A 19,284-nucleotide genomic window follows, 5' to 3' on the forward strand; every position below is an offset into this window, starting at 1 on the left:
GCACGAGGAAAGAGGCGGGGATGCGTACCGTGACCGGGCCGACGGAGCGGGTGGTGGTGGTCGGCGCCGGGCTGGGCGGCCTGGCCTGCGCACTGCACCTGGCGGGCACCGGACGGCAGGTGACCGTGCTCGAACGCGAGACCGAGCCGGGCGGCCGGGCCGGGCGCCTGCTGCGCGACGGGTACGAGTTCGACACCGGCCCGACCGTGCTGACCATGCCCGAACTGATCGCCGAGGCGTTCGCCGCGGTCGGCGAGGAGCTGGCCGACTGGCTCACCCTCACCCCGCTCGACCCGGCGTACCGGGCCTGGTTCCCGGACGGGTCGAAGCTCGACGTCATCGCCGATCCGGCCCGGATGGCCGAGGAGATCGCCGCGGTGTGCGGGCGGGCCGAGGCCGACGGGTACCTGCGCTTCGTCGCGTACGCCCGCCGCCTGTGGGAGCTGGAGCGAAACGACTTCATCGACCGCAACTTCGACAGCCCCCGCGACCTGCTCACCGCCAACCTGCTGCGGCTGGTCGCGGCCGGTGCCTTCGGCCGCCTGCAGTCGCGCATCGGCCACTTCCTGAAGGACCCCCGCACCCGCCGGGTCTTCTCCTTCCAGGCCATGTACGCGGGCCTGTCCCCGCACAAGGCCCTGGCCGTCTACACGGTGATCTCCTACCTGGACTCCGTCGCCGGGGTGTACTTCCCGCACGGCGGCATGCACGCCGTCCCGCGCGCGCTGGCCGCGGCGGGGGAGAAGCACGGCGTGGTCATGCGCTACGGCACCGAGGTGGCCCGAGTCGAGTCGCGCGGCGGCCGTGCCACCGCCGTGGTGACCACGTCCGGGGAGCGGATCCCGGCTGACGCGGTGGTGCTCAACCCTGACACCACCGCCGCGCACGCGCTGGTCACCGGTGCCGTGCCACGTCGACGGCTGCGTTACTCGCCCTCGTGCGTGGTGCTGCACGTCGGCTCCGACCGCGAGTACACCAAGGCCGGACACCACAACATCCACTTCGGGCGGGCGTGGCGGTCGACGTTCGACGAGGTGATCACGCGCGGGCGGCTGATGAGCGACCCGTCGCTGCTGGTCACCAACCCCAGCCGCACCGACCCGACCGTCGCCCCGCCCGGCGGGCACACGTACTACGTGCTCGCGCCCGTGCCGAACCTGGTCACCGGGGACCAGGACTGGCGCGGCGGGCTGGCCGAGGCATACGCCGACGAGCTGGTCGAGGTGCTGGAGCGGCGCGGGTACGTCGGCTTCGGCGACGGCATCCGCACCCGCCACGTGGTGACCCCCGCCGACTGGGCCGACGCCGGGATGGCGGCGGGCACCCCGTTCGCGGCCGCGCACACGCTCACCCAGTCGGGCCCGTTCCGGCCCCGCAACCTGCACCCGACCCTGTCCAACGTGGTCTTCACCGGTTCGGGCACCACGCCGGGCGTCGGCGTGCCGATGGTGCTGATCTCGGGCAAGCTCGCCGCCGCCCGCATCACCGGCTGACCGGCCCGGTGCCGTCGCGCCGAGCAAGGGACCGGCGCGACGGCACCCGGCTCACGGCGCCGGTTCGGTGATCCGCTTGCCGAGGTTGACGAAGAACAGGATCAGCCCGACCGTCAGCGCGAGGTGCCCGAGCCCGGAGATCCAGGCCAGGGCCTCGCCGGTCGGCTTGCCGTAGACCGTGAGCGTGCCCTTGACCGCCATCATGGCGGTGGTCAGCGCCAGGCCCGCGTTGTACGTCCAGAAGAAGCCGTCGAACAGCTTCCCCGCGCTCAGGGTGAAGGCCTTCTCCAGGGCCAGCACGATGAGGAAGAACAGCATGCCCAGCGCGAGCAGGTGCGGGTGCAGCACGCTCAGCTGTGTCGGTCCGGTGTAGTCGGCCAGCTTGGTGACCTCGCGGTACGCCAGACCGCTGACCAGGCCGAGGATCATGTACGTGTGCGCGGCGTAGTAGCTCTTTCTCATGCGCGCACCGGCTTTCCTCCACGCAATGTGGACTCCGTTGGTTCGATCGCGAGACAAGACGAATCGTCTTGTCTCGCGAGCATGAACCCGAAGGTGAGTTGCTGTCAAGACGAGACGTTGCGTTTCGTCAGGCGGCCGCCCGGCCCTCGGGACACTGTCTTCCGACAGGGCGGACTCCTGTCTTTCGTCAGCTGTCGAAGTGCTCGACCTGCGGAATCGTTGGCAGTGCCCGGGTGACAGCGTGGTCACCCGGGACACCGGGCGCAGCGACCGCTCGGTCGCTTCCAGGAGGTCCGTGGACGCCGCGATGGCGGTGGTCCGGCACTGGGCGCCCGTCCGGCAGCGCCGCCGGGCGGGGCGGCACGCACCCCTGATGAGGGTCGGGGTGGGGAAGCGCGGGCGCAGGGGAGGCACCGAGCCCCTGCACCCGCGTCATTTCGGCCATATGCTAGCCATGGCTATAGTAGCCATGTACATTAAATGACATGAGCGAAGCGGGCACGCGGGTCGCGACACCGGGGTTCCTGGTCTGGCGACTGTCCATGAAGTTCCGGGTCGCGGTCGACCGCGCGGTGGCGCCCCTCGGCCTCACCCACGCGCAGTACTCCGTGCTCGCGTCGCTGTACGGCATGCAGCACGCGGGCGAGAGCCCCAGTCAGCGGCGCCTGGCCGACCACACCGGCCTCGAGCCGCTCTACATCTCCAAACTGGCCCGCGGCCTCGAAGTCGCCGGGTTGGTCGACCGCGCCCCCGACCCCGACGACACCCGGGCGGTGCGGCTCACTTTGACCGACCGCGGCCGCGAAACCACCGCACAGGCCGTCGTCATCGTCCGTGACCTCCAGGAACGCCTGCTCGCCCCGTTGGGCGGCCTCGGCGGCGAGCGCGCCGCGGCGTTCGTACGCGACCTGACCGCCCTGCTCGCCACCCCGCTCGACCCCAGGGAGAAGCCATGACCACCCTCAACGGACAGATCCTCGGCCAGGCCGAACGCGCCACCCGTGCCGTGCTCGACCGGCTGCTCGACCAGGCCGGGACCGACTTCCACCGCTGGGTCGCGCTCAACGTGACCGCGAACGCCGCCGAGCCCGTGCCGGTCGCCGCACTGGCCGCGCGGATGGCCGCCGGACTGAAGATCGCCGAACCGGAGGCGGCCGCCGCGATCGACCGGCTGGTCGGGGCGGGGCTGCTCGCGGCCGCCGCCGGTGGTCTGACGCCCACCGCCACGGGAGCGCAGCTGTACCAGCGGATCAGCGCGGGCATCGGCGAGATCACCACCCGGCTGTACGGTGACATCCCCGCCGCCGACCTGGCCGTCGCCGGACGGGTGCTGCAGCTGGTCACCGCCCGTGCCGACGCGGAGCTCGTCGCCTGACACCGGTCACCCGCGCGAGGGGTTACCGCCCCCCGCGCGCGTGACACCGGGGCATCAGGGCATTGTGCGTACACCGACGTAACGGGCATTTTGGACTCCATTGGCTGAGGGGGTCTGAGATGCGGGCACGGCAGTCACTGGCAGCAAGCGCGGCGATCCTGGTCGCGTTCGCCTGGGCGCAGGCCGGGGCGTCACCGGTTGGGCGAGCGGCGGCGCTGCCCGGAATGGCGACACCACCGCTGGTCGCGTACGCGGGACGGGCGTTCGGCGGCGACTGGCAGTCGTACGGCACGGGCATCTTCGACAACGCCCGGGGCGAACTCGGCACCGTGGACAACGACGAGATCAGCTCTCTGCGGGTCGCGCCCGGCTACCGCGTCGTGGCCTGCGTCGAAGGCGGCTCCGAGGGCCGGGTCGACGAGGGAGACCTCGGCGAGTGCCGCGTCTTCGGGCCAGGTGGCCACGACTCCGTGGGCAACGACCTCGACGACCGGATCTCGCTGCTGGCGGTGTACGGCGGCCCCACCCGGCACGCGGTCGCCACCGCGTACCAGGGACCAGGGTTCACCGGCGCCGACCTGCCGCTGGGCCCCGGCGGGTTCGAGGCCGCCACCGGCGCGCTCGACCGGCTCGGCGCGACGATCTCCTCGCTCGCCATCGACGAGGGCTACCGGGCCCTGGCCTGCGACCGCGACAGCGTCTCCGCCGGAACCGACGCCGACCTCGGGCTGTGCCGCCTGTTCGGCCCCGGTCGTCACAGCGGCGTCGGCGACGACCTGCTGCGCAAGATCTCGCTGGTCGCGGTCGGCGGTCCCGCGCTGATCGCGACCAGCGACGCCGGTATGGGCGGCCTCACCCAGACTTTCGCCCCCGGCATCCACCAGGCCCTCACGAGCGAGCTGTCCCAGGTCGGCAACGACACCATCACCTCGCTGCGGGTCGCCGACGGCTACCACGCCATCGCCTGCGAAGACGACCGCACCGACCTCATCGGACAGGGCGACCTCGGGCTTTGCCGCCGGTACGGCCCCGGCGACCGCGACCTGTCCGGCGGCCGCCTCAACGACGAGGTGTCCCTGCTCGCGGTCTATCCGGGCGGGGCGAGCGGCGACACCGCCCTCGCCTACGCCGACCGGGACCTCAACGGCGTCTCCGCCGCCTTCGGGCCCGGCTGGTACCCGGCCGCCGACCTCGGCAAGGTCGGCAACGACACCGTCAGCTCGCTCAAGGTCCGCTCGGGTCGCGTCGTCGCCTGCGAACACGACCGCGAGAAGCTCGGCACCTGCCGCCTGTTCATCTCCGGCGACCACCCCTTCGTGGGTACCACCCTCAACGACCGCACCTCCCTCCTCGCCGTCTCACCCTGACCGCGTCCCGCGTCCCGCGTCCCGCGCATCCGCGTCGAGTTCGTGCAGTTTCGGGGAAACTGCACGAAAGCGGTCCAAGATTCCTGCAGTTTTCCCGAAACTGCAGGAATCTTGGCGCGCCCCAGACGGTCCCGGACCCCCCGACACCGCCCGGCCGGTACCGCTACGCGCTGCTGCGCGCGTTGAGAAGGGGCCCTTCTACATCGGAAAGCGATAAGAAGGGGCCCCTCCTTACCTCGGGGTAAAGGTGGGTGGGGTGGTTGGGCGTTGTCCGTGCGACAGTTCTTCCCCTGGGACAGGTGGAGTCGATGGACGATTTCGGAGAGTTCTACGCCGCCCGCAAGGACGCGGTCTACCGGGCGGTGTTGGTGGCGAGCCGGGGTGCGCCCGGCGCCGAGGACGCGGTCGCCGAGGCGTTCACCCGGGCTTTCGCGCACTGGGAGACCGTGCGCGCGCATCCGAACCCGGTGGCGTGGGTGCTGCGTACCGCGCTCAACGAGCAGCGGTCCTGGTGGCGGCGGCTGCGCCGGGAGGTGCTGGGGGAGCCGCCCGAGGTGAGCGTCGAGACCGGTCCGTACGCGGGCCTGGACGCCCGCCTGCGGGCCATGGTGCTGACCCTGCCCCGCCGTCAACGGGAGGTGCTGGCGCTGCGGGTGCTGGCCGACCTGTCGGCCGAGGAGACCGGCGGGGTGCTGCGGATAACCGCGGCGACCGTGCACGTGCACCTGCACCGCGCGCTGACGGCGCTGCGTACCCGGTTGGACGCCGCGCTGCCGGACGGTACGCGGCTGGTCGAGGAGGCGATGTGATGGCGGTGGAACTGGACGACGAGCGCCTGGCCGAGCTGGTCCGCCAGGCACACCGCGACACCCATCTCGCGGTGCCGCTGTCGCGGATCACCCGGGGTCGGCCGGTGCCGCGCCTTCGGCCGCTGTCCGCGGTGCTCGCCGCGGCTGCCCTGGCCGTGCTGGTGCTCCTGGGCACCTGGTGGCTGACCGGCGACGGGGGGCAGCAGCCGCAGCCCGCGTTGCCGTCGGCCGCGCCGGTGCCGAGTCCGGCGCCGGCGACGGGCAAGCCGCCCCGGCCGTCATCGGACGCGGTGGAGCCGGCGGCCCGGTGCGCCGACTACGCTGCGCCGGACATCGGGCCGGACGGGGTCGGCGCGCTGCCGCCGCTGCGGTTCCAGTTGGAGTTGGTGTCCGGCGAGCTGTCGCTGCTGCTGTACGCCAGTGACGGCTGGGGCGCCGCCTGCTGGCTCACCCCGGACGACGGTCGGGTGGACGCGAACGCCTCCACGTTGACCACGCAGATGAATCCGAGCTACCCGCCGGGGCGGCTGTCCAACAGCTCCTCGGCGCACGGGACGAATCCGCGCGCGGCGTACACGTTCGGGCGGGTGCCGCCGGGCACGACCCGGGTGGAGGTGCACTTCCCGGGCGGTGGCAAGGTCGACGCGCAGCTGCGCGACGGCTGGTACGTCTACGCCGCCGCCGGGGACGACTCCGATCCGATCGCCGAGATCACCGAGATCGTGGCGTACACGCCGAGCGGGGCACAGACCCTGCCGATCGAGCACGGCTGAGTCGCCGGGGCGCCGCCCCGACGCGGCGGCGCCCCGGCGCGGTCGGCTCGTTACGATGCGCCGATGCAGCCTGACCTGTCCCGGCCCTGTTCGTGCCGCCTGTGCGTGCCCTCGGCGGAGGAGTTGCCCCCGCATCGGCAGACGGTCGTCGACCATGTCGCCGAGTTCGGCTGGCACGCGGCCGGGGTGCTCGCCGACGACCAGTCGCCCGGCTGGGCGTACACGGTGGGGTTGTGGCACAGCCTGGGGCGGCCGGAGGTGGCGGTGTTCGGGCTGCCGGTCGAGAAGGCGATGGACATCGTCAACGTGGCCGGGCGGCTGGTCCGCGACGGGGGTGCGCTGGACGACGGGCAGCACAGCGACGACATCCTGCGCGGCGTACCGGTCGCCGTGCGTACGGCCCATGTGAGCTGGTACGGCGACCTGTTCGGCCAGGCCGTCGGCTTCTACCAGGGCAAGGTCCCGCCGATGCGGCAACTGGTCTGGCCCGACCGCGCCGGCCGCTGGCCCTGGGACGCCGAAGTGGAGGCGTCCTGCCGCGAGAGCCAGCCGATGCTGTGGCTGCCCTGGGACGACCACCCCCGCAACGCCTGGACCGCCCTGCGCGAGGAGGGCTGATGGAATCGGCGTGGCCGGAGGTGCTGGCGGCGGTGGCGGCTGCGCCGTACCCGGTGGAGGTGTTGGGCGCTGAACCGGAGCGGGCGCTGCGCTGCCTGGCGGGGTTGGAGATCTCGGCGCGGTCCTGGCTCGGGGCGGTGACTTTGCACAGTGGCGGCCTGCTGGTCGACCACGGCTGGCTGCGGGTGCTCGGCGGCGGCACCGACACCCTGCCCGACGTGCTGGCCGAGGCCGATCCCTCCCACGGTGGCCTGGTCATCGCGTACGACGTCCTCGGCGGCACCTTCCTCTGGGCACCGGCCGAACCCGGCGCCCGCCCGACCGTCCACTACTTCGCCCCGGACGCGCTGCGGTGGGAGGACCTCGAGGTCGGGTACGCAGAATGGCTGAACGCCATGCTGTCCGGCGCGCTGACCGGCTTCTACGAGAACCTGCGCTGGCCCGGCTGGACCGACGAGGTCGCCGCTACCCGTCCGGACCAGGGAATCAACATGTTCCCGCCGCTGTGGACGAAGGAGGGCAAGGACCTGTCGGCGGCCTCGCGCCGGGCCATTCCGCTGCCCGAACTGATCAGCTATCACCAGCACTGCGCCGAGCAGCTCGGCGGATAATCGGCTGCGTCGATGGTGTGGTCCGGCTACCTTGATCGGCATGACGACGATGCTGGTACAGGTGGATCTGAGGTCGAGCGGGCGCTATCTGACGTGCTGGGTCGAGCCGAAGGTGCGCGTGGGCGACCAGGTCACGCTGAAGACCTCGGACGAGCCCGCCCGCCGCTGGGACGTGCTGCGCGTGGGCGAGCCCCGCGTCACCACGGACATCAAGCGCGGCTGGAACAACAACATCTGAACTGTTGAATGCGCTGGTGAACCGCCTCGTCCCGCCGGGACGGGGCGGTTTTCGCATGTTGCGTGAATGGAGCGGCGTCGGATTGGGCATGCTGGACCCATGAGCGAGGCGGGAGCAGGGCTGGCGGCGTCGCTGGTGCGCCTGCGCGACGAGCTGGCCGGGGTCGGCTACCCGCTGCCGCTGCCCGACGCCGCCACCGACTCGGCCCTGGCCAGGGCCACGGTGGGTCAGCTCGACGACTACCTGATCCCGCGCCTGGCGCGGCTGGACGCCCCGTTGCTGGCGGTGGCGGGCGGTTCCACCGGCGCGGGCAAGTCGACGCTGGTCAACAGTCTGGTGCAGGCGCCGGTGAGCGTGGCCGGGGCGCGGCGCCCGACGACCCGGGCGCCGGTGCTGGTGTGCCATCCCGGTGACGCGTCGTGGTTCGGGCAGGCGCAGCTGCTGCCCCGGCTGGGGCGTACGCACACGTCGGGCGGCTCCGGCACCGACCTGGTGATCGTCACGTCGTCCGTGCTGACCCCGGGCTTGGCGCTGCTGGACGCCCCGGACATCGACTCGGTCGAGGAGGCCAACCGGGCGCTGGCCGAGCAGCTGCTGGCCGCCGCGGACCTGTGGCTGTTCGTGACGACCGCGGTCCGCTACGCCGACGCGGTGCCGTGGGAGCTGCTGACCACCGCCCGTGACCGGGGCACCGCCGTCGCGGTGGTGCTCAACCGGGTGCCGCCCGGCGCCGACGGCGAGGTCGTGCCGCACCTGCGGGAGATGCTGGCCGAGCACGGCCTGGGCGAGATCGGCCTGTACGTGGTGGCCGAGCGCCGCCTGGACGAGCAGGGCCTGCTGCCGCCGGAGGCGGTGGCGCCGCTGCGCGACTGGCTGGACCAGCTGGCCCGCTCGGCGGCCGAACGGGCCCGGGTGATCCGGCAGACCGTCGACGGGGCGGTGGCCGCGCTGGGGCCGTCCACCGACCGGCTGGCCGCGAGCGCGGACGGGCAGGCCGCGGCCGTGGGTGAGCTGCGCGAGGCCGCCGACCGGGCGTACCGCGACGCCGAGCTGACCGTCGACCACGGTCTGCGCGACGGGCTGCTGTTCCGGGGCGAGGTGCTGACCCGCTGGCAGGAGCTGGTCGGCACGGGCGAGTTCATGCGGGGGCTACAGGCGAAGGTGGGCCGCTGGCGCGACCGGATAGTCGCGGCGGTCTCCGGCAAGCCGCTGCCCGACGAGCAGCTGAAGACCGCGCTGGAGTCGGGTCTGGTGACGTTCCTGCACAGTACGGCCGCCGACGCCGCCGAGCAGGCGGTCGCCGCGTGGCGCACCCGGCCCGCGGGCCTGGCGGTGCTGGCCGGTCCCGGCGGTCCGGAGCTGGCCGCGCCCTCACCCGACCTGCCCGCGCGGGCCGACCGGCTGGTGCGCGACTGGCAGCGTGGCGTGCTGGAACTGGTCCGCACCGAGTCGGGCAACCGCCTGTTCGCCGCCAAGGCCAGCGCGTACGCGGTGAACGCGCTCGGGCTGTGCCTGATGGTCGCGACGTTCGCGGCGACCGCGTTCATCCCGACCGGCGCCGAGATCGCGGTCGCGGGCGGCACCACCATCGCCGCACAGAAGGTGCTGGAGGCGGTCTTCGGCGACCAGGCGGTGCGACGGCTGGCCGAGCAGGCTCGAAAGGACCTGCTGGCCCGGGTGCGCACCCTGTACGGCGAGGAGGCGCGGCGGTTCCACGCGGTGCTCGCCGCGATCGGCGTCGACCCGGACGCGGGGCAGCGGCTGCGCGCCGCGGCCTCGGCGGTGCGCGCGGCCCGGCAGGCCGACCCGATCCCGGGCGCGGCGGCATGACCGACTCCGCCGTGTACGACCGCATCGAGGCGCTGCGCCGGTTCAGCACCGCCGCGCAGCCGTACCTGCCGGAGCCCGAGCTGGCCGCCGCGCGGGTCCTGGCCGTCAAGGCCGACGAGCGGCTGGCACTGTCGCGGGCGCACACCGTGGTGGCGCTGGCCGGGGCGACCGGCACCGGCAAGTCCAGCATCTTCAACGCGCTGGCCGGGCTGACGCTGTCGCAGGCGGGACTGCGCCGACCCACCACCGGCCAGGCGCACGCCTGCGTCTGGGGCGACCAGCCCGCCGACGACCTGCTCGACTGGCTCGGGGTGGGCAAGCGTTTCTCCCGGCCGGGCGGCGCCGACCCGGACCTGTCCGGCCTGGTGCTGCTGGATCTGCCCGACTTCGACTCGGTGCACGACGCGCACCGGGCCGAGGTGGACCGGCTGCTGAAGGTGGTCGACCTGATCGTGTGGGTGCTGCACCCGCAGAAGTACGCCGACAAGATCGTCCACCACGGCTACCTGGCCCGGTTCCACCGCCACCGCGAGATCACCGTGGTCGACCTCAACCAGGTCGATCTGCTGTCCCCGGACGACCTGCAGCTGTGCCTGCTCGACCTGCGGCGGCTGCTCGCCGATGACGGCCTGACCGACGTGCCCGTGCTCACCAGTTCCACCGTCGGCCCGCCGGGGCTGTCGGCGCTGGCCGACACGGTCGGCACGAAGGTCGCGGCCCGGCAGGCGGCGTTGCGGCGGCTGGCCGCCGATGTGGACGACGCCGTCGCAGACCTGCGCCCACTGGTCGCGCCGGACCTGCCCAAGGACGCGCTGGGCAAGCAGACGCTACGGCCGCTGACCGACGCGCTGGCGCGCGCGGCGGGGGTGCCGCTGGTGGCGCAGGCGACCGAGCGGGCGTACGTGCACCGGGCCCGCAAACGAACCGGCTGGCCGCCGCTGCGCTGGGTCCGCCGGCTGCGCCCCGACCCGCTGATCCGGCTGCACCTGGGCGGCCTGACCGAGGACACCCCACCCGGCATGGCCGGTTCGGTGGGCGCCACCTCGATCAGCCCGGCCGCGCCCGCCGAGAAGGCCGCGGTGGCGCTGACTCTGCGCGACACCGCCGCCCGCGCCGGGGCGACCCTGCCCGCACCCTGGCGGGAGAGCCTGCTCGCGGCCGTACGCTCCGGGGCCGACGGGCTGCCCGACGCGCTGGACCGGGCGGTGGCGAGCACCGACCTGGGCGTGGCCCGACCCCGGGCCTGGTGGCGGGTGATCAACCTGCTGCAATGGATCTTCACGCTGGTGGCGCTGGTCGGACTGCTGTGGCTGGGCCTGCGCTGGGCCATGTTCGCCCTGGCACTGCCGCAACTGCCGCTGCCGCAGGTGGCGGTGCAGGGCTGGCAGGTGCCGACGCCCACCGCGCTGCTGGCGGGCGGTCTGCTCGCCGGGCTGCTGCTGTCGCTGTTGGTGCGTCCGGTGGTGCGGCTGGCCGCCGTGCGCAGGCGCAAGCGGGCCGCCGCGCGGCTGCGCGCCAATGTGGAGCGGGTGGCCCGCGAGCAGGTGCTGGCCCCGGCGCAGCGGGTGCTCGACGCGTATGCCCAGGCCAGGCAGGCGCTGACGCAGGCGGGAGGCTGACGTGCCGCAGCCCCGTGCGCGACGGGTCCGGTCGATGCGGTGAGATGGTCGGCGTGTGCACGGTGATCCTCAGCTGGGAGCCCGCCGCCCGTACGCCGTTGCTGGTGCTGGCCGTACGGGACGAGGTGCTCGACCGGCCGTGGCTGCCTCCGGCGCGGCACTGGCCGCGGCTGCGGCTGGTCGGCGGCCTGGACCGGCTCTCCGGCGGCACCTGGCTGGCCGCCGACCCGGACACCGGCCGGGTGGCCTGCGTGCTCAACGGCTCGGGCCGCGAGCCCGACCCGGCGCTGCGGCACTCGCGCGGTGACCTGCCGCTGGCCGCGGCGACCGGCGCGCCGCCACCGGCCGACCTCAGCCGGTACTCGCCGTTCCACCTGGTCACCTTCCCGCCGGGGGAGGCGGCCCGGTTGGCGAGCTGGGACGGGCTGCGGTTGGTCGAGTCGACGCTGCCCACCGGGGTGACCGTGGTGTCCAATACGGGCGCCGACCTCGCCGACCCGCGTACGGCGGCGCTGACCGCCCAGCTCACCGCCGCGCCGCGCCCCGATCCGCGCCCCGGCGACGCGCCCGCCGACGCCTGGGCGAGCTGGCTGCGACCGCTGGCCGCACAGCGGGTCGCGCCACCCGCCGACCAGCACGCCATCTTCCGGCGCGGCACCGTCGAGGGACGGGTGGCGTACGGCTCGAACTCGCTGACCCTGCTCGCGGTCGCCCCTGGTCAGCTGCGCTACGACTTCACCGCGCTCGGCGATCCACCGTGGCCGCCGCTGGGGTTGACCACGGTGCTCGGCTGAGCCGAACGGCTGCTCGCGGGCCCGGCGTCAACCCCTACGCGGTGTGATGCGTCCGCATTAATTTCTATGCATCGACCCCTGGACATCGCCGCCGCTTTCCCCCTAAATGGATCGAGACTCGCGGCAGGCCGGCCGCGAGCTCGTGGCGGTGGGGGTGACCGGTGGGGTCCTGTCCGTGTGCCGCCAGGTCGAAGGGGTGGGGATGATGCTTTCGGTGGTGGAGTCGGGCAGTCAGGGCGCCCTCCCGGCCGTCGGGCCGCAGTCGCCGGACGCCGGCGGACAGACGTGGTGTTGGACCTCGGTGGCCGACAGTGACGGCGAACCGCTGCGCGACGCGCTGGCCCGCCGCGACATCGGCAAGGTGTTCAGTTTCCTGCGCGGACGCGGGATGAGCGTCAACGCGCTCAGCCGGGCCACCGGCATGCAGGAGCACTCGGTGCGTGCCGTGTGCGGCGGCAAACGTACCGTCCAGCACTACGACGTGCTTGTCCGCATCGCCGAAGGATTGTGTATTCCACGGGACATGATGGGGCTCGGTCAACGTCAGCACCAGCACTGAGACGCCGCTCGAATTACCGGCTGTGACGATATCGCCGCCTTCTGCGGCTTGGCGTGACACGCGCTTTGCCGTAGCTTTCTCTGCACAGCAGACTGGGGCCGATGCGACAGAAACGGGGACGTGCGCAGTGGCTTTACAGGTAAGGAGGCCACACTGATGACGTCGTACACCGTCACCATCACACCCGACGATCCGTCCCTCGCCACGACTACGCTGCGTGTGGAGGTGACCGACAGCTCGGCGGTCGTCACCGAGCTGCTGCTGCGCGCCGGCGCCGACGGGGCACTGACCCCGGGTGGGCTGCCGGTGCTCGACCTCAATCAGCTGGTGCGGGCCGTCACCGCCGCGACCGGCGCTCCGCTGCCGAGTGGCACGCGACAGCCCGCCGCATCCGGCGTGGTCGCGTCCGACCGCGACGATGCGGCCCGGCCGGTCGTCGTCGTCGAAGCCGCCGCCCCGGTGGCCGCCCCGGCAGTCGGGGATGCGCGCGGCGCGGCCCCCGCCCGTAGGGCCACGGCCACGGCGCCCGCGAGGAAGGCGCCCGCCAAGCAGGCCCCGGCGCAGCGGCCGACGCCGCCCAGGGGCACGACGCCCACGGCGCCCAGGGGCACGACGCCCACGGCGCCCACGGCGCCCAAGGGCGCAGTGGCCGGGAACACGGCGGGCAAGGCCGTCGCGCCGACGAAGGTCACGGCACCGGCGCCCAGGTCGACTGCCGCGTCGACCGCCGAACCGAAGGTCGCGGCGGTCCACGACGGTGGCGTCCTGATGCCGGTGTTCTCGGCTCCGACCGAACCTGTCCCGCAGGTCAGCGCCGCCGCCAAGGCGGCCGCGGTGACCTCCGCGCCCGCCAAGTCGGCCCCGGCTACGTCCCCGGCCGCGCCCGCGCACAAGTCCGCGCCCGCGCACAAGTCCGCGCCCGCGAAGGCGGCCGCAGTCAAGCCCGTGGCCGCGAAGGCGGCCGCGGCGAAGGCCGCGCCCGCGAAGGCGGCCGGACGCAAGACGACCGCGGCCAAGGCGGCCGCGGGCAAGGCGGCCAAGCGCGGCGCGGTGAAGACCTCCGCGCGGGTGTACCGCCGGGTGCCCGACGACTTCGAGTCGGTGATGCGGCAGACCGGCGACAACGGGCCGGCCATCGCCGACCACTACAACGTCCCCAAGCACACCGCGTACGGCTGGCTGCGGACGGTGCGAAACCGGCCCGGCGCCTGACGATCGCGTTCCACCAGGCCCGCTCCGCCCGCCACCGCGGGTCCGGGGCGGGCCTTCGCGTGCGCCAGGTGAAATCCACCCGGCCGTTCGGTGGCGCGACCCTGCCGGTCACCGGCTCACCGAGACGATCATATCGCTGGTCCGGACGGGTGGCGCGGCCATCGAGCATGTTTCCGTATGGTGTCCTGAAGCGACTGTCCGGTATGGGGGGTCCAAGTTAGACCCCCATGACAGTCTGGTGCTCCAGCGATTACAGTCGGCTCGCTTCATCGAAAAGCCTGCGGGGCGGTCAGGCATTCACCAGGTACGAGCAGCGTCGCTCGGTGGTGGGTGAACCTGGCTCGGGTGTGGGGTCGACAGAACGTTGGGGAGGCGGACCGCTATGCGCGGAATCGGCAAGGTCAGAGGCGGCACCACGTCGCACCGGGCACGGCAGGCCCGGGAGGTGCGATGACGGGGCGCGCACTGGCACGTCGGACGCTGGGCGCCGGCTCGCTGTGGGTCTTCGCGGTCGGGGCGTCCTCGCCGCTGACCGTGCTCGTCGGCGGTGTCGTCGCGATGTACGCCCTCACCGGCGTGATCGCGGTGCCGCTGTCGTTCGTGGTGATCGGGATCGTGGTCGGGCTGCTGGCCGTCGGCTACGTCGCGATGGCCCGGCACGTGCCGCACGCGGCACCGTTCTACGCGCTGCTCGCGCGCGGTCTGAACCCGTCGGTGGGGGTCGCCGGCGCGGTCATCGCGTTGCTGGGCTACAACGCCATCCAGATCAGCCTGTACGGCCTGTGCGCGGTCACCCTGTCCGGCCTGCTCGGCGGCCCCTGGTGGGTTTGGGCCGCGTTCGTCTGGGCCATCGTCGCGGTGCTGGGCCAGCTGCGCGGCGTCACCAACGCCAAGCTGCTCGGCACCCTGCTGGCGGTCGAGCTCGCCATCATCGTCCTGTTCGACCTGGCCGCGCTCGCGAACCCGGCCGAGGGCCTGGACATGTCGCCGTGGTCCCCCTCGCAGCTGGCCGTGCCCGGCATCGGTGGCGTGCTCGCGTTCGCCATGGCCGCCTTCGTGGGCGGCGAGACCGGACCCGCCTTCGGCGAGGAGGCCCGCGCCGACGGCGCGGTGGGCCGGGCAATGGCCGCCACCGTCGTCTTCCTCGGCCTGTTCTACGCCGTGTCGGCCTGGGCGTTCGCCGTGGCGGTCGGCCCGGACCACGTCGCCGAAGCCGCCCAGGACCCCGACCAGGGCCCGCTGGGCGTGCTGGGCACCGTGTACGGCTCCGGCATCATCACCGTCGCGACCGTGCTGCTGGTCACCAGCGTCATCGCCGCGATGTCGGCGTTCCACGCCACGGTGGCCCGCTACGTCTTCGCGCTGGCCCGCGAGGGGGTGCTGCCGCCGGTGCTGGCCAAGCTCAGCGGCGGCGTACGCGGTGGCGCGCCGCTGGCCGGCTCGGCCGTGCAGTCGCTCGTGGCGGCGGTCGTGGTGACCGCGTTCGTCCTGGTCGGCGCGGACCCGATGGCCATCATGTTCACCTGGCTGTCCACCATCGGCGGTATGTCGGTGCTGGTGCTGCTGGTGCTGTCGGCGCTGTCGGCGCGGGCCTACTTCGCCCGTGGCGGCGGCTCCCGCGAGTCCGTGCTGGTGCGCACCATCGCCCCGACCGTCGGCGCCGTGACCGGCTTCCTCGTGATCGTGTTCATGCTGTCCAACCTGGGCGCACTGCTGGGCGTGGCGCCGGAGTCCCGCTGGCCGTGGCTCATCCCGTTGCTCATCGCCGGCGCCGGGCTGATCGGCCTGGCCTGGGGTGGCGGCATGCGCCGCAGCCGTCCGGGCGTCTACCAGCAGATCGGGCGGGGCACGCCGAACCCGCTCACCGTCGGCGACCACCGCCTCGAACCCCTGGAGCTGTGACATGGGACCGACCGCATACGGGCAGTCGCAGCCCGGTATCAACCGACCGCAGGGCATGGACGAGCAGCCCGACCCGATCGGCGAGGCGTCCATGCTGGACCTGGCTCAGATGGCCGACCTGCGCCACCAGGCCGCGCAGCGGCTGCGCAAGATGAACGTGCTGCACGCCCGGCACGCGTGGGAGAAGCGCCGCTCCGACCCACTGTCGCCGTACGCGCTGGCGTTCCTGTACAAGCAGACCGATCCGTTCCGGCGCGACCGGCAGCTGCTCACCGCGTCGACGAAGATCTGGCTGGCCGGGCCGGAGGTCAGCAACCTGCCCCGGCTGCTGTTCGAGCTCAACCAGACCATCGCCGCGCAGCGTCCGCCATACGATGTCCGCTTCGCACTGGCCAACCGGCGCGACGACACGATGACGGACAAGGCTGTCTACGCCGGACTCGGTGTCAGCAGCCTGGACACCCACACCGGCACCTGGGAGCAGGTCCGCTCGCAGGTCAGCCGGGACTCCGACGTGCCGGGCAGCATCCGCGTGGTGATGACCGACGGCAGCGTGATGGTGGGGGAGCGGCGCGGCCTGGCCGAGTTCAACACCTTCCAGGTGCACTCCACGCACAGCCTCGAGGTCGCCCCGGGGCACCATCTGATGCAGTGGAGCCCGGTCGGCCTGGACAATCTGATCGCCGACGACTACCACGGCCAGATCGTGCGCTGGATGAACGAGCTGTCCACCACCCTGGCCTGGGCCGACAACCAGCGCATCGCGGCCGCGCAGGCCCGGGGCCGCAGGAGGGCCGGGTGACGGCCGTCCCGGTCACACCGCTGCGACCGGCGGCGCCGCCGCTGTCGGTCGCGGCCACCCTGCGGGACCTGACCGCCCGCCTCGCCCACTCACGGCACTACGACATCGGCTTCCCCGGCGCCGTCGACCTGGTCTTCCCCGAACTGGCCGAGCTGATGACCGGCCACCTGCTCAACAACGTCGGCGACGCCTGGGGCGACCCCGGGCACGGCGTGAACCACACCAAGGACCTCGAACGCGAGGTCGTCACGACCATCGGCGGCCTGTTGCGGGCCCCGCGCGACTGCTGGGGGTACGTCACCGGCGGCGCCAGCGAGGGCACCGAGCACGCCCTGGACGAGGCGTGGCAGCGCTATCCCGACATCGTCGTCTACACCTCGGCGGCGGCGCACTACTCGGTCGCCAAGGCCGCCCGCAAGCTCAAGCTGCAGCTGGTCATCGTGCGCACCGACGTGACCGGCCGGATGGACGTCGCCGACCTGGCCGGGGAACTGGCCCGGCGCCGCGAACGCCCCGCGATGATCGTGGCGACCGCGGGCACCACCATGACCGAGGCGATCGACGACGTCGCCGCGATCCGCGAGGTCTGCGACGATCTGGCCATCATCCGGCGGCGCATCCACGTCGACGCGGCGCTGTCGGGCGTCCCGCTGGCGCTGCTGCCCGAGGGGCAGCGCCCGGCGTTCGACTTCGCCGCCGGGGCGACGTCGATGGTCGTGTCGGGGCACAAGTTCCTGTCCACGCTGATGCCGTGCGGCGTGCTGGTGTACGCGCAGTCGCCGTACCGCAACGCCGACACGCGGGTGTCGTACACCGGCAGTGCCGACACGACGATCACCGGTTCCCGGTCTGGGCACACGCCGCTGATCCTGTGGACGGTGCTCAACCGGGTCGGCTTCGACGGGCTGCGCGAGCGGGCCGAGGCGTCGCGGCGGCTGGCCGACTACACCCACAAGCACCTGTGCGAGCTGGGCTGGGACGCGCACCGCAACCCGCACGCGTTCACGGTCACGCTGCCCAGTCCGCCGTCGGGGCGGCTGGGTCGGTGGGTGCTGGCCGACGACGGGCGCCTGTCGCACGTCATCTGCATGCCCGGCGTGACCGTCGGGCAGATCGACGAGTTCCTCAACACCCTCGGCCACGGGCCGGGTCGACGGCGGCTGCTGCGGTCCCGCGCGGCGGACGCCACGGCCGTGCTCAGTTCGGCGGTGTGAGGCACCGGAGGCCTCCGGCAGGGTGCGGCGTCGATACCCCGTGTCCGCCGCCGCGGTGGCCGTCCGGCCCGTAGTGCCGCCGTATGCCGAGGCGGAGGCGGGGCGAGCCTCCTCGCCCCGCCTCACGGCCGGTCCATGGTGGACGCCCGTGCCGCGGTGCGCCAGGATGTGACGTCGTGGAGGAGTTGCTTTCGGCGGGGCGGGTCGCGGCGGAGCTGGCGGCCGGACACCTGGCCGGGATCGACGCCGCCCCGGTGTGGCGGCCGGTGTCCGACGCCGATCGGGCTTGGCTCACCGGCCAGCGGTTGCCCACGACGGGACGGCCGCTGGCGCAGCTGCTGGCCGACGTGCGCGACCGGGTGCTGCCGTACCCGATGGGAAACGGCCATCCTCGGTTCTTCGGCTGGGTCAACTCCGCGCCGTCGCCTGCCGGAGTCCTGGTCGCCCCACTGGCCGCCGCGCTGAACCCCAGCTGCGCCGGGGGAGAGCACGCCGGGGCGCTGCTGGAGCACTCGGTGCTGCGCTGGCTGGCCGAACTGGTCGGCTACCCGCACCGGCCCGGCGGCGGCCTGCTGACCAGCGGCGCCTCGATGGCGACCATCGCGGCCCTGGCCGCGGCGCGCGGCCGGGCGGCCCGGCGTGACGGCTGGGACGTGCGCGCGGACGGCCTGGCCGGGCAGGCCCCGATGACCGTGTACGTCGGCGCCGAGGGCCACAGCTGCCTGCAGAAGGCCGCCGAACTGCTCGGCCTGGGTCGGCGCGGCGTGCGCACCGTGCCCGGCGACGACCGGCTGCGGATGGACCCGGCCGCACTGCGGCGCATGATGACCGAGGACATCGCCGCCGGGCTGCGCCCGATGTGTGTGGCGGCCAGCGCCGGGACGGTCGGCACCGGGGCGGTCGACCCGCTCGACGAGATCGCCGACGTGGCCGCCGAGTTCGACACCTGGTTCCACGTCGACGGGGCGTACGGGGCGCTGGGCGTGCTCGCCGTGCCCGAGCCGTACGCGGGGATGGATCGTGCCGACTCGCTCGCCCTCGACCCGCACAAGTGGCTCGGCGTGCCCGTCGACTGCGGCTGTGTGCTGGTCCGCGAGCCGTCGGCGCTGCGCGACACGTTCAGCCTCGTCCCGGCGTACCTGCGCGACGACGCCGCGGGCGACCTCGGCTGGTTCGCCGAGTACGGCCCCGAACAGACGCGGCCGCTGCGTGCTCTGCGCGTCTGGGCCACCCTGTCCCACCTGGGCCGCGACGGCGTGGTCGACCTGGTCGGGCAGACCGTGGCCCGCACCCGCGAGCTGGCGGATCTGCTCGCCGCCGCACCCGACTTCGAGTTGCTGGCGCCGGTCGTCACCGCCATCGCGGCGTTCCGGCACCGCCCGGCGGGCGTGACCGACGAAGCCGAACTGGACGCGGTGAACCGGGCCGTCCCGGCCGCGGTGCAGCGGCGTGGGTTGGTGTTCCTGACCGGTGCCAGGGTGGCCGGGCGGGAGTCGCTGCGGGCGTGTCTGCTCAACCCGGCCACGACGACCGCCGACCTGGCGATCCTGCTCGACGAGATCCGGGCGGCGGCCCGTGGACTGACACCCTGAGCACGCCGCGACTT

General features: G+C 73.4%; 19 protein-coding genes. 18 read left to right on the top strand and 1 reads right to left on the bottom strand.

Going from position 1 to position 19,284, the window contains the following annotated elements:
* Positions 1–20 precede the first annotated feature (20 nt).
* Positions 21–1,493 carry a phytoene desaturase family protein gene (crtI, locus tag KUA19_RS08305; RefSeq protein ID WP_217395561.1) on the top strand — a complete coding sequence of 491 codons (1,473 nt, stop codon included), beginning with the start codon at positions 21–23 and terminating at the stop codon, positions 1,491–1,493.
* 51 nt (positions 1,494–1,544) lie between these two features.
* On the opposite strand, the gene KUA19_RS08310 is transcribed toward crtI, so the two are convergent.
* A complete protein-coding gene (locus KUA19_RS08310) occupies positions 1,545–1,955 on the bottom strand; it encodes a DUF2871 domain-containing protein (protein ID WP_217395562.1) in 411 nt (136 codons plus the stop codon).
* Positions 1,956–2,440: 485 nt separating this feature from the next.
* Here KUA19_RS08310 and KUA19_RS08315 point away from each other — a divergent pair, with 485 nt between their 5' ends.
* The 17 genes from KUA19_RS08315 (at position 2,441) to KUA19_RS08395 (ending at position 19,270) form a co-directional block, all read left to right on the top strand.
* Positions 2,441–2,911: a MarR family winged helix-turn-helix transcriptional regulator gene (locus KUA19_RS08315; RefSeq protein ID WP_217395563.1), complete on the top strand. Its 471-nt coding sequence runs from the start codon at positions 2,441–2,443 to the stop codon at positions 2,909–2,911.
* A complete protein-coding gene (locus KUA19_RS08320) occupies positions 2,908–3,330 on the top strand; it encodes a hypothetical protein (protein ID WP_217395564.1) in 423 nt (140 codons plus the stop codon). The genes KUA19_RS08315 and KUA19_RS08320 overlap by 4 nt, the downstream gene beginning before the upstream one ends.
* 119 nt (positions 3,331–3,449) lie before the next feature.
* Positions 3,450–4,697, top strand: coding sequence for a hypothetical protein (locus KUA19_RS08325; RefSeq protein ID WP_217395565.1), 1,248 nt, complete (start codon positions 3,450–3,452; stop codon positions 4,695–4,697).
* Between the two features lie 308 nt (positions 4,698–5,005).
* Entirely contained in the window at positions 5,006–5,506 is a 501-nt protein-coding gene (locus KUA19_RS08330) for an RNA polymerase sigma factor (protein ID WP_217395566.1), read from the top strand.
* The gene (locus KUA19_RS08335) at positions 5,506–6,279 is read left to right on the top strand and encodes a hypothetical protein (protein ID WP_217395567.1); all 774 of its coding nucleotides are present in this window, start codon (positions 5,506–5,508) and stop codon (positions 6,277–6,279) included. Before KUA19_RS08330 ends, KUA19_RS08335 begins: the two co-directional genes overlap by 1 nt.
* A gap of 63 nt (positions 6,280–6,342) precedes the next feature.
* Positions 6,343–6,897 carry a DUF4262 domain-containing protein gene (locus KUA19_RS08340; protein WP_217395568.1) on the top strand — a complete coding sequence of 185 codons (555 nt, stop codon included), beginning with the start codon at positions 6,343–6,345 and terminating at the stop codon, positions 6,895–6,897.
* Positions 6,897–7,508, top strand: a complete 612-nt coding sequence (locus KUA19_RS08345) for a DUF2625 family protein (RefSeq protein WP_217395569.1) — start codon at positions 6,897–6,899, stop codon at positions 7,506–7,508. Before KUA19_RS08340 ends, KUA19_RS08345 begins: the two co-directional genes overlap by 1 nt.
* Before the next feature lie 40 nt (positions 7,509–7,548).
* Positions 7,549–7,746, top strand: a complete 198-nt coding sequence (locus KUA19_RS08350) for a hypothetical protein (RefSeq protein WP_217395570.1) — start codon at positions 7,549–7,551, stop codon at positions 7,744–7,746.
* A gap of 99 nt (positions 7,747–7,845) precedes the next feature.
* The gene (locus tag KUA19_RS08355) at positions 7,846–9,576 is read left to right on the top strand and encodes a GTPase family protein (RefSeq protein ID WP_254548980.1); all 1,731 of its coding nucleotides are present in this window, start codon (positions 7,846–7,848) and stop codon (positions 9,574–9,576) included.
* A complete protein-coding gene (locus KUA19_RS08360) occupies positions 9,573–11,195 on the top strand; it encodes a GTPase (RefSeq protein ID WP_217395571.1) in 1,623 nt (540 codons plus the stop codon). The genes KUA19_RS08355 and KUA19_RS08360 overlap by 4 nt, the downstream gene beginning before the upstream one ends.
* 53 nt (positions 11,196–11,248) lie before the next feature.
* Positions 11,249–11,989: an NRDE family protein gene (locus KUA19_RS08365; protein ID WP_217395572.1), complete on the top strand. Its 741-nt coding sequence runs from the start codon at positions 11,249–11,251 to the stop codon at positions 11,987–11,989.
* A 175-nt stretch (positions 11,990–12,164) separates the two neighbouring features.
* Positions 12,165–12,548: a helix-turn-helix domain-containing protein gene (locus tag KUA19_RS08370; protein WP_217395573.1), complete on the top strand. Its 384-nt coding sequence runs from the start codon at positions 12,165–12,167 to the stop codon at positions 12,546–12,548.
* A 156-nt stretch (positions 12,549–12,704) separates the two neighbouring features.
* On the top strand, positions 12,705–13,760 hold the full coding sequence (locus tag KUA19_RS08375; protein WP_217395574.1) for a hypothetical protein: 1,056 nt from the start codon (positions 12,705–12,707) through the stop codon (positions 13,758–13,760).
* Between the two features lie 450 nt (positions 13,761–14,210).
* Complete coding sequence (locus tag KUA19_RS08380; protein WP_217395575.1) at positions 14,211–15,662, top strand: APC family permease; 1,452 nt, start codon at positions 14,211–14,213, stop codon at positions 15,660–15,662.
* A gap of 1 nt (position 15,663) precedes the next feature.
* A complete protein-coding gene (locus KUA19_RS08385) occupies positions 15,664–16,464 on the top strand; it encodes a hypothetical protein (RefSeq protein WP_217395576.1) in 801 nt (266 codons plus the stop codon).
* A complete protein-coding gene (locus KUA19_RS08390) occupies positions 16,461–17,678 on the top strand; it encodes a pyridoxal-dependent decarboxylase (RefSeq protein ID WP_217395577.1) in 1,218 nt (405 codons plus the stop codon). The genes KUA19_RS08385 and KUA19_RS08390 overlap by 4 nt, the downstream gene beginning before the upstream one ends.
* A 176-nt stretch (positions 17,679–17,854) precedes the next feature.
* Complete coding sequence (locus tag KUA19_RS08395; protein WP_217395578.1) at positions 17,855–19,270, top strand: pyridoxal phosphate-dependent decarboxylase family protein; 1,416 nt, start codon at positions 17,855–17,857, stop codon at positions 19,268–19,270.
* The last annotated feature ends 14 nt before the right edge of the window (positions 19,271–19,284 follow it).

Source organism: Catellatospora tritici (assembly GCF_019083965.1).
Taxonomy (GTDB): Bacteria; Actinomycetota; Actinomycetes; order Mycobacteriales; family Micromonosporaceae; genus Catellatospora; species Catellatospora tritici.

What these genes read in the sequence shown, in the direction of transcription:
- crtI (WP_217395561.1), top strand. Translation starts at nt 21, where the DNA reads ATGCGTACCGTGACCGGGCCGACGGAGCGGGTGGTGGTGGTCGGCGCC.
- KUA19_RS08310 (WP_217395562.1), bottom strand. Translation starts at nt 1,955, where the DNA reads ATGAGAAAGAGCTACTACGCCGCGCACACGTACATGATCCTCGGCCTG.
- KUA19_RS08315 (WP_217395563.1), top strand. Translation starts at nt 2,441, where the DNA reads ATGAGCGAAGCGGGCACGCGGGTCGCGACACCGGGGTTCCTGGTCTGG.
- KUA19_RS08320 (WP_217395564.1), top strand. Translation starts at nt 2,908, where the DNA reads ATGACCACCCTCAACGGACAGATCCTCGGCCAGGCCGAACGCGCCACC.
- KUA19_RS08325 (WP_217395565.1), top strand. Translation starts at nt 3,450, where the DNA reads ATGCGGGCACGGCAGTCACTGGCAGCAAGCGCGGCGATCCTGGTCGCG.
- KUA19_RS08330 (WP_217395566.1), top strand. Translation starts at nt 5,006, where the DNA reads ATGGACGATTTCGGAGAGTTCTACGCCGCCCGCAAGGACGCGGTCTAC.
- KUA19_RS08335 (WP_217395567.1), top strand. Translation starts at nt 5,506, where the DNA reads ATGGCGGTGGAACTGGACGACGAGCGCCTGGCCGAGCTGGTCCGCCAG.
- KUA19_RS08340 (WP_217395568.1), top strand. Translation starts at nt 6,343, where the DNA reads ATGCAGCCTGACCTGTCCCGGCCCTGTTCGTGCCGCCTGTGCGTGCCC.
- KUA19_RS08345 (WP_217395569.1), top strand. Translation starts at nt 6,897, where the DNA reads ATGGAATCGGCGTGGCCGGAGGTGCTGGCGGCGGTGGCGGCTGCGCCG.
- KUA19_RS08350 (WP_217395570.1), top strand. Translation starts at nt 7,549, where the DNA reads ATGACGACGATGCTGGTACAGGTGGATCTGAGGTCGAGCGGGCGCTAT.
- KUA19_RS08355 (WP_254548980.1), top strand. Translation starts at nt 7,846, where the DNA reads ATGAGCGAGGCGGGAGCAGGGCTGGCGGCGTCGCTGGTGCGCCTGCGC.
- KUA19_RS08360 (WP_217395571.1), top strand. Translation starts at nt 9,573, where the DNA reads ATGACCGACTCCGCCGTGTACGACCGCATCGAGGCGCTGCGCCGGTTC.
- KUA19_RS08375 (WP_217395574.1), top strand. Translation starts at nt 12,705, where the DNA reads ATGACGTCGTACACCGTCACCATCACACCCGACGATCCGTCCCTCGCC.
- KUA19_RS08380 (WP_217395575.1), top strand. Translation starts at nt 14,211, where the DNA reads ATGACGGGGCGCGCACTGGCACGTCGGACGCTGGGCGCCGGCTCGCTG.
- KUA19_RS08385 (WP_217395576.1), top strand. Translation starts at nt 15,664, where the DNA reads ATGGGACCGACCGCATACGGGCAGTCGCAGCCCGGTATCAACCGACCG.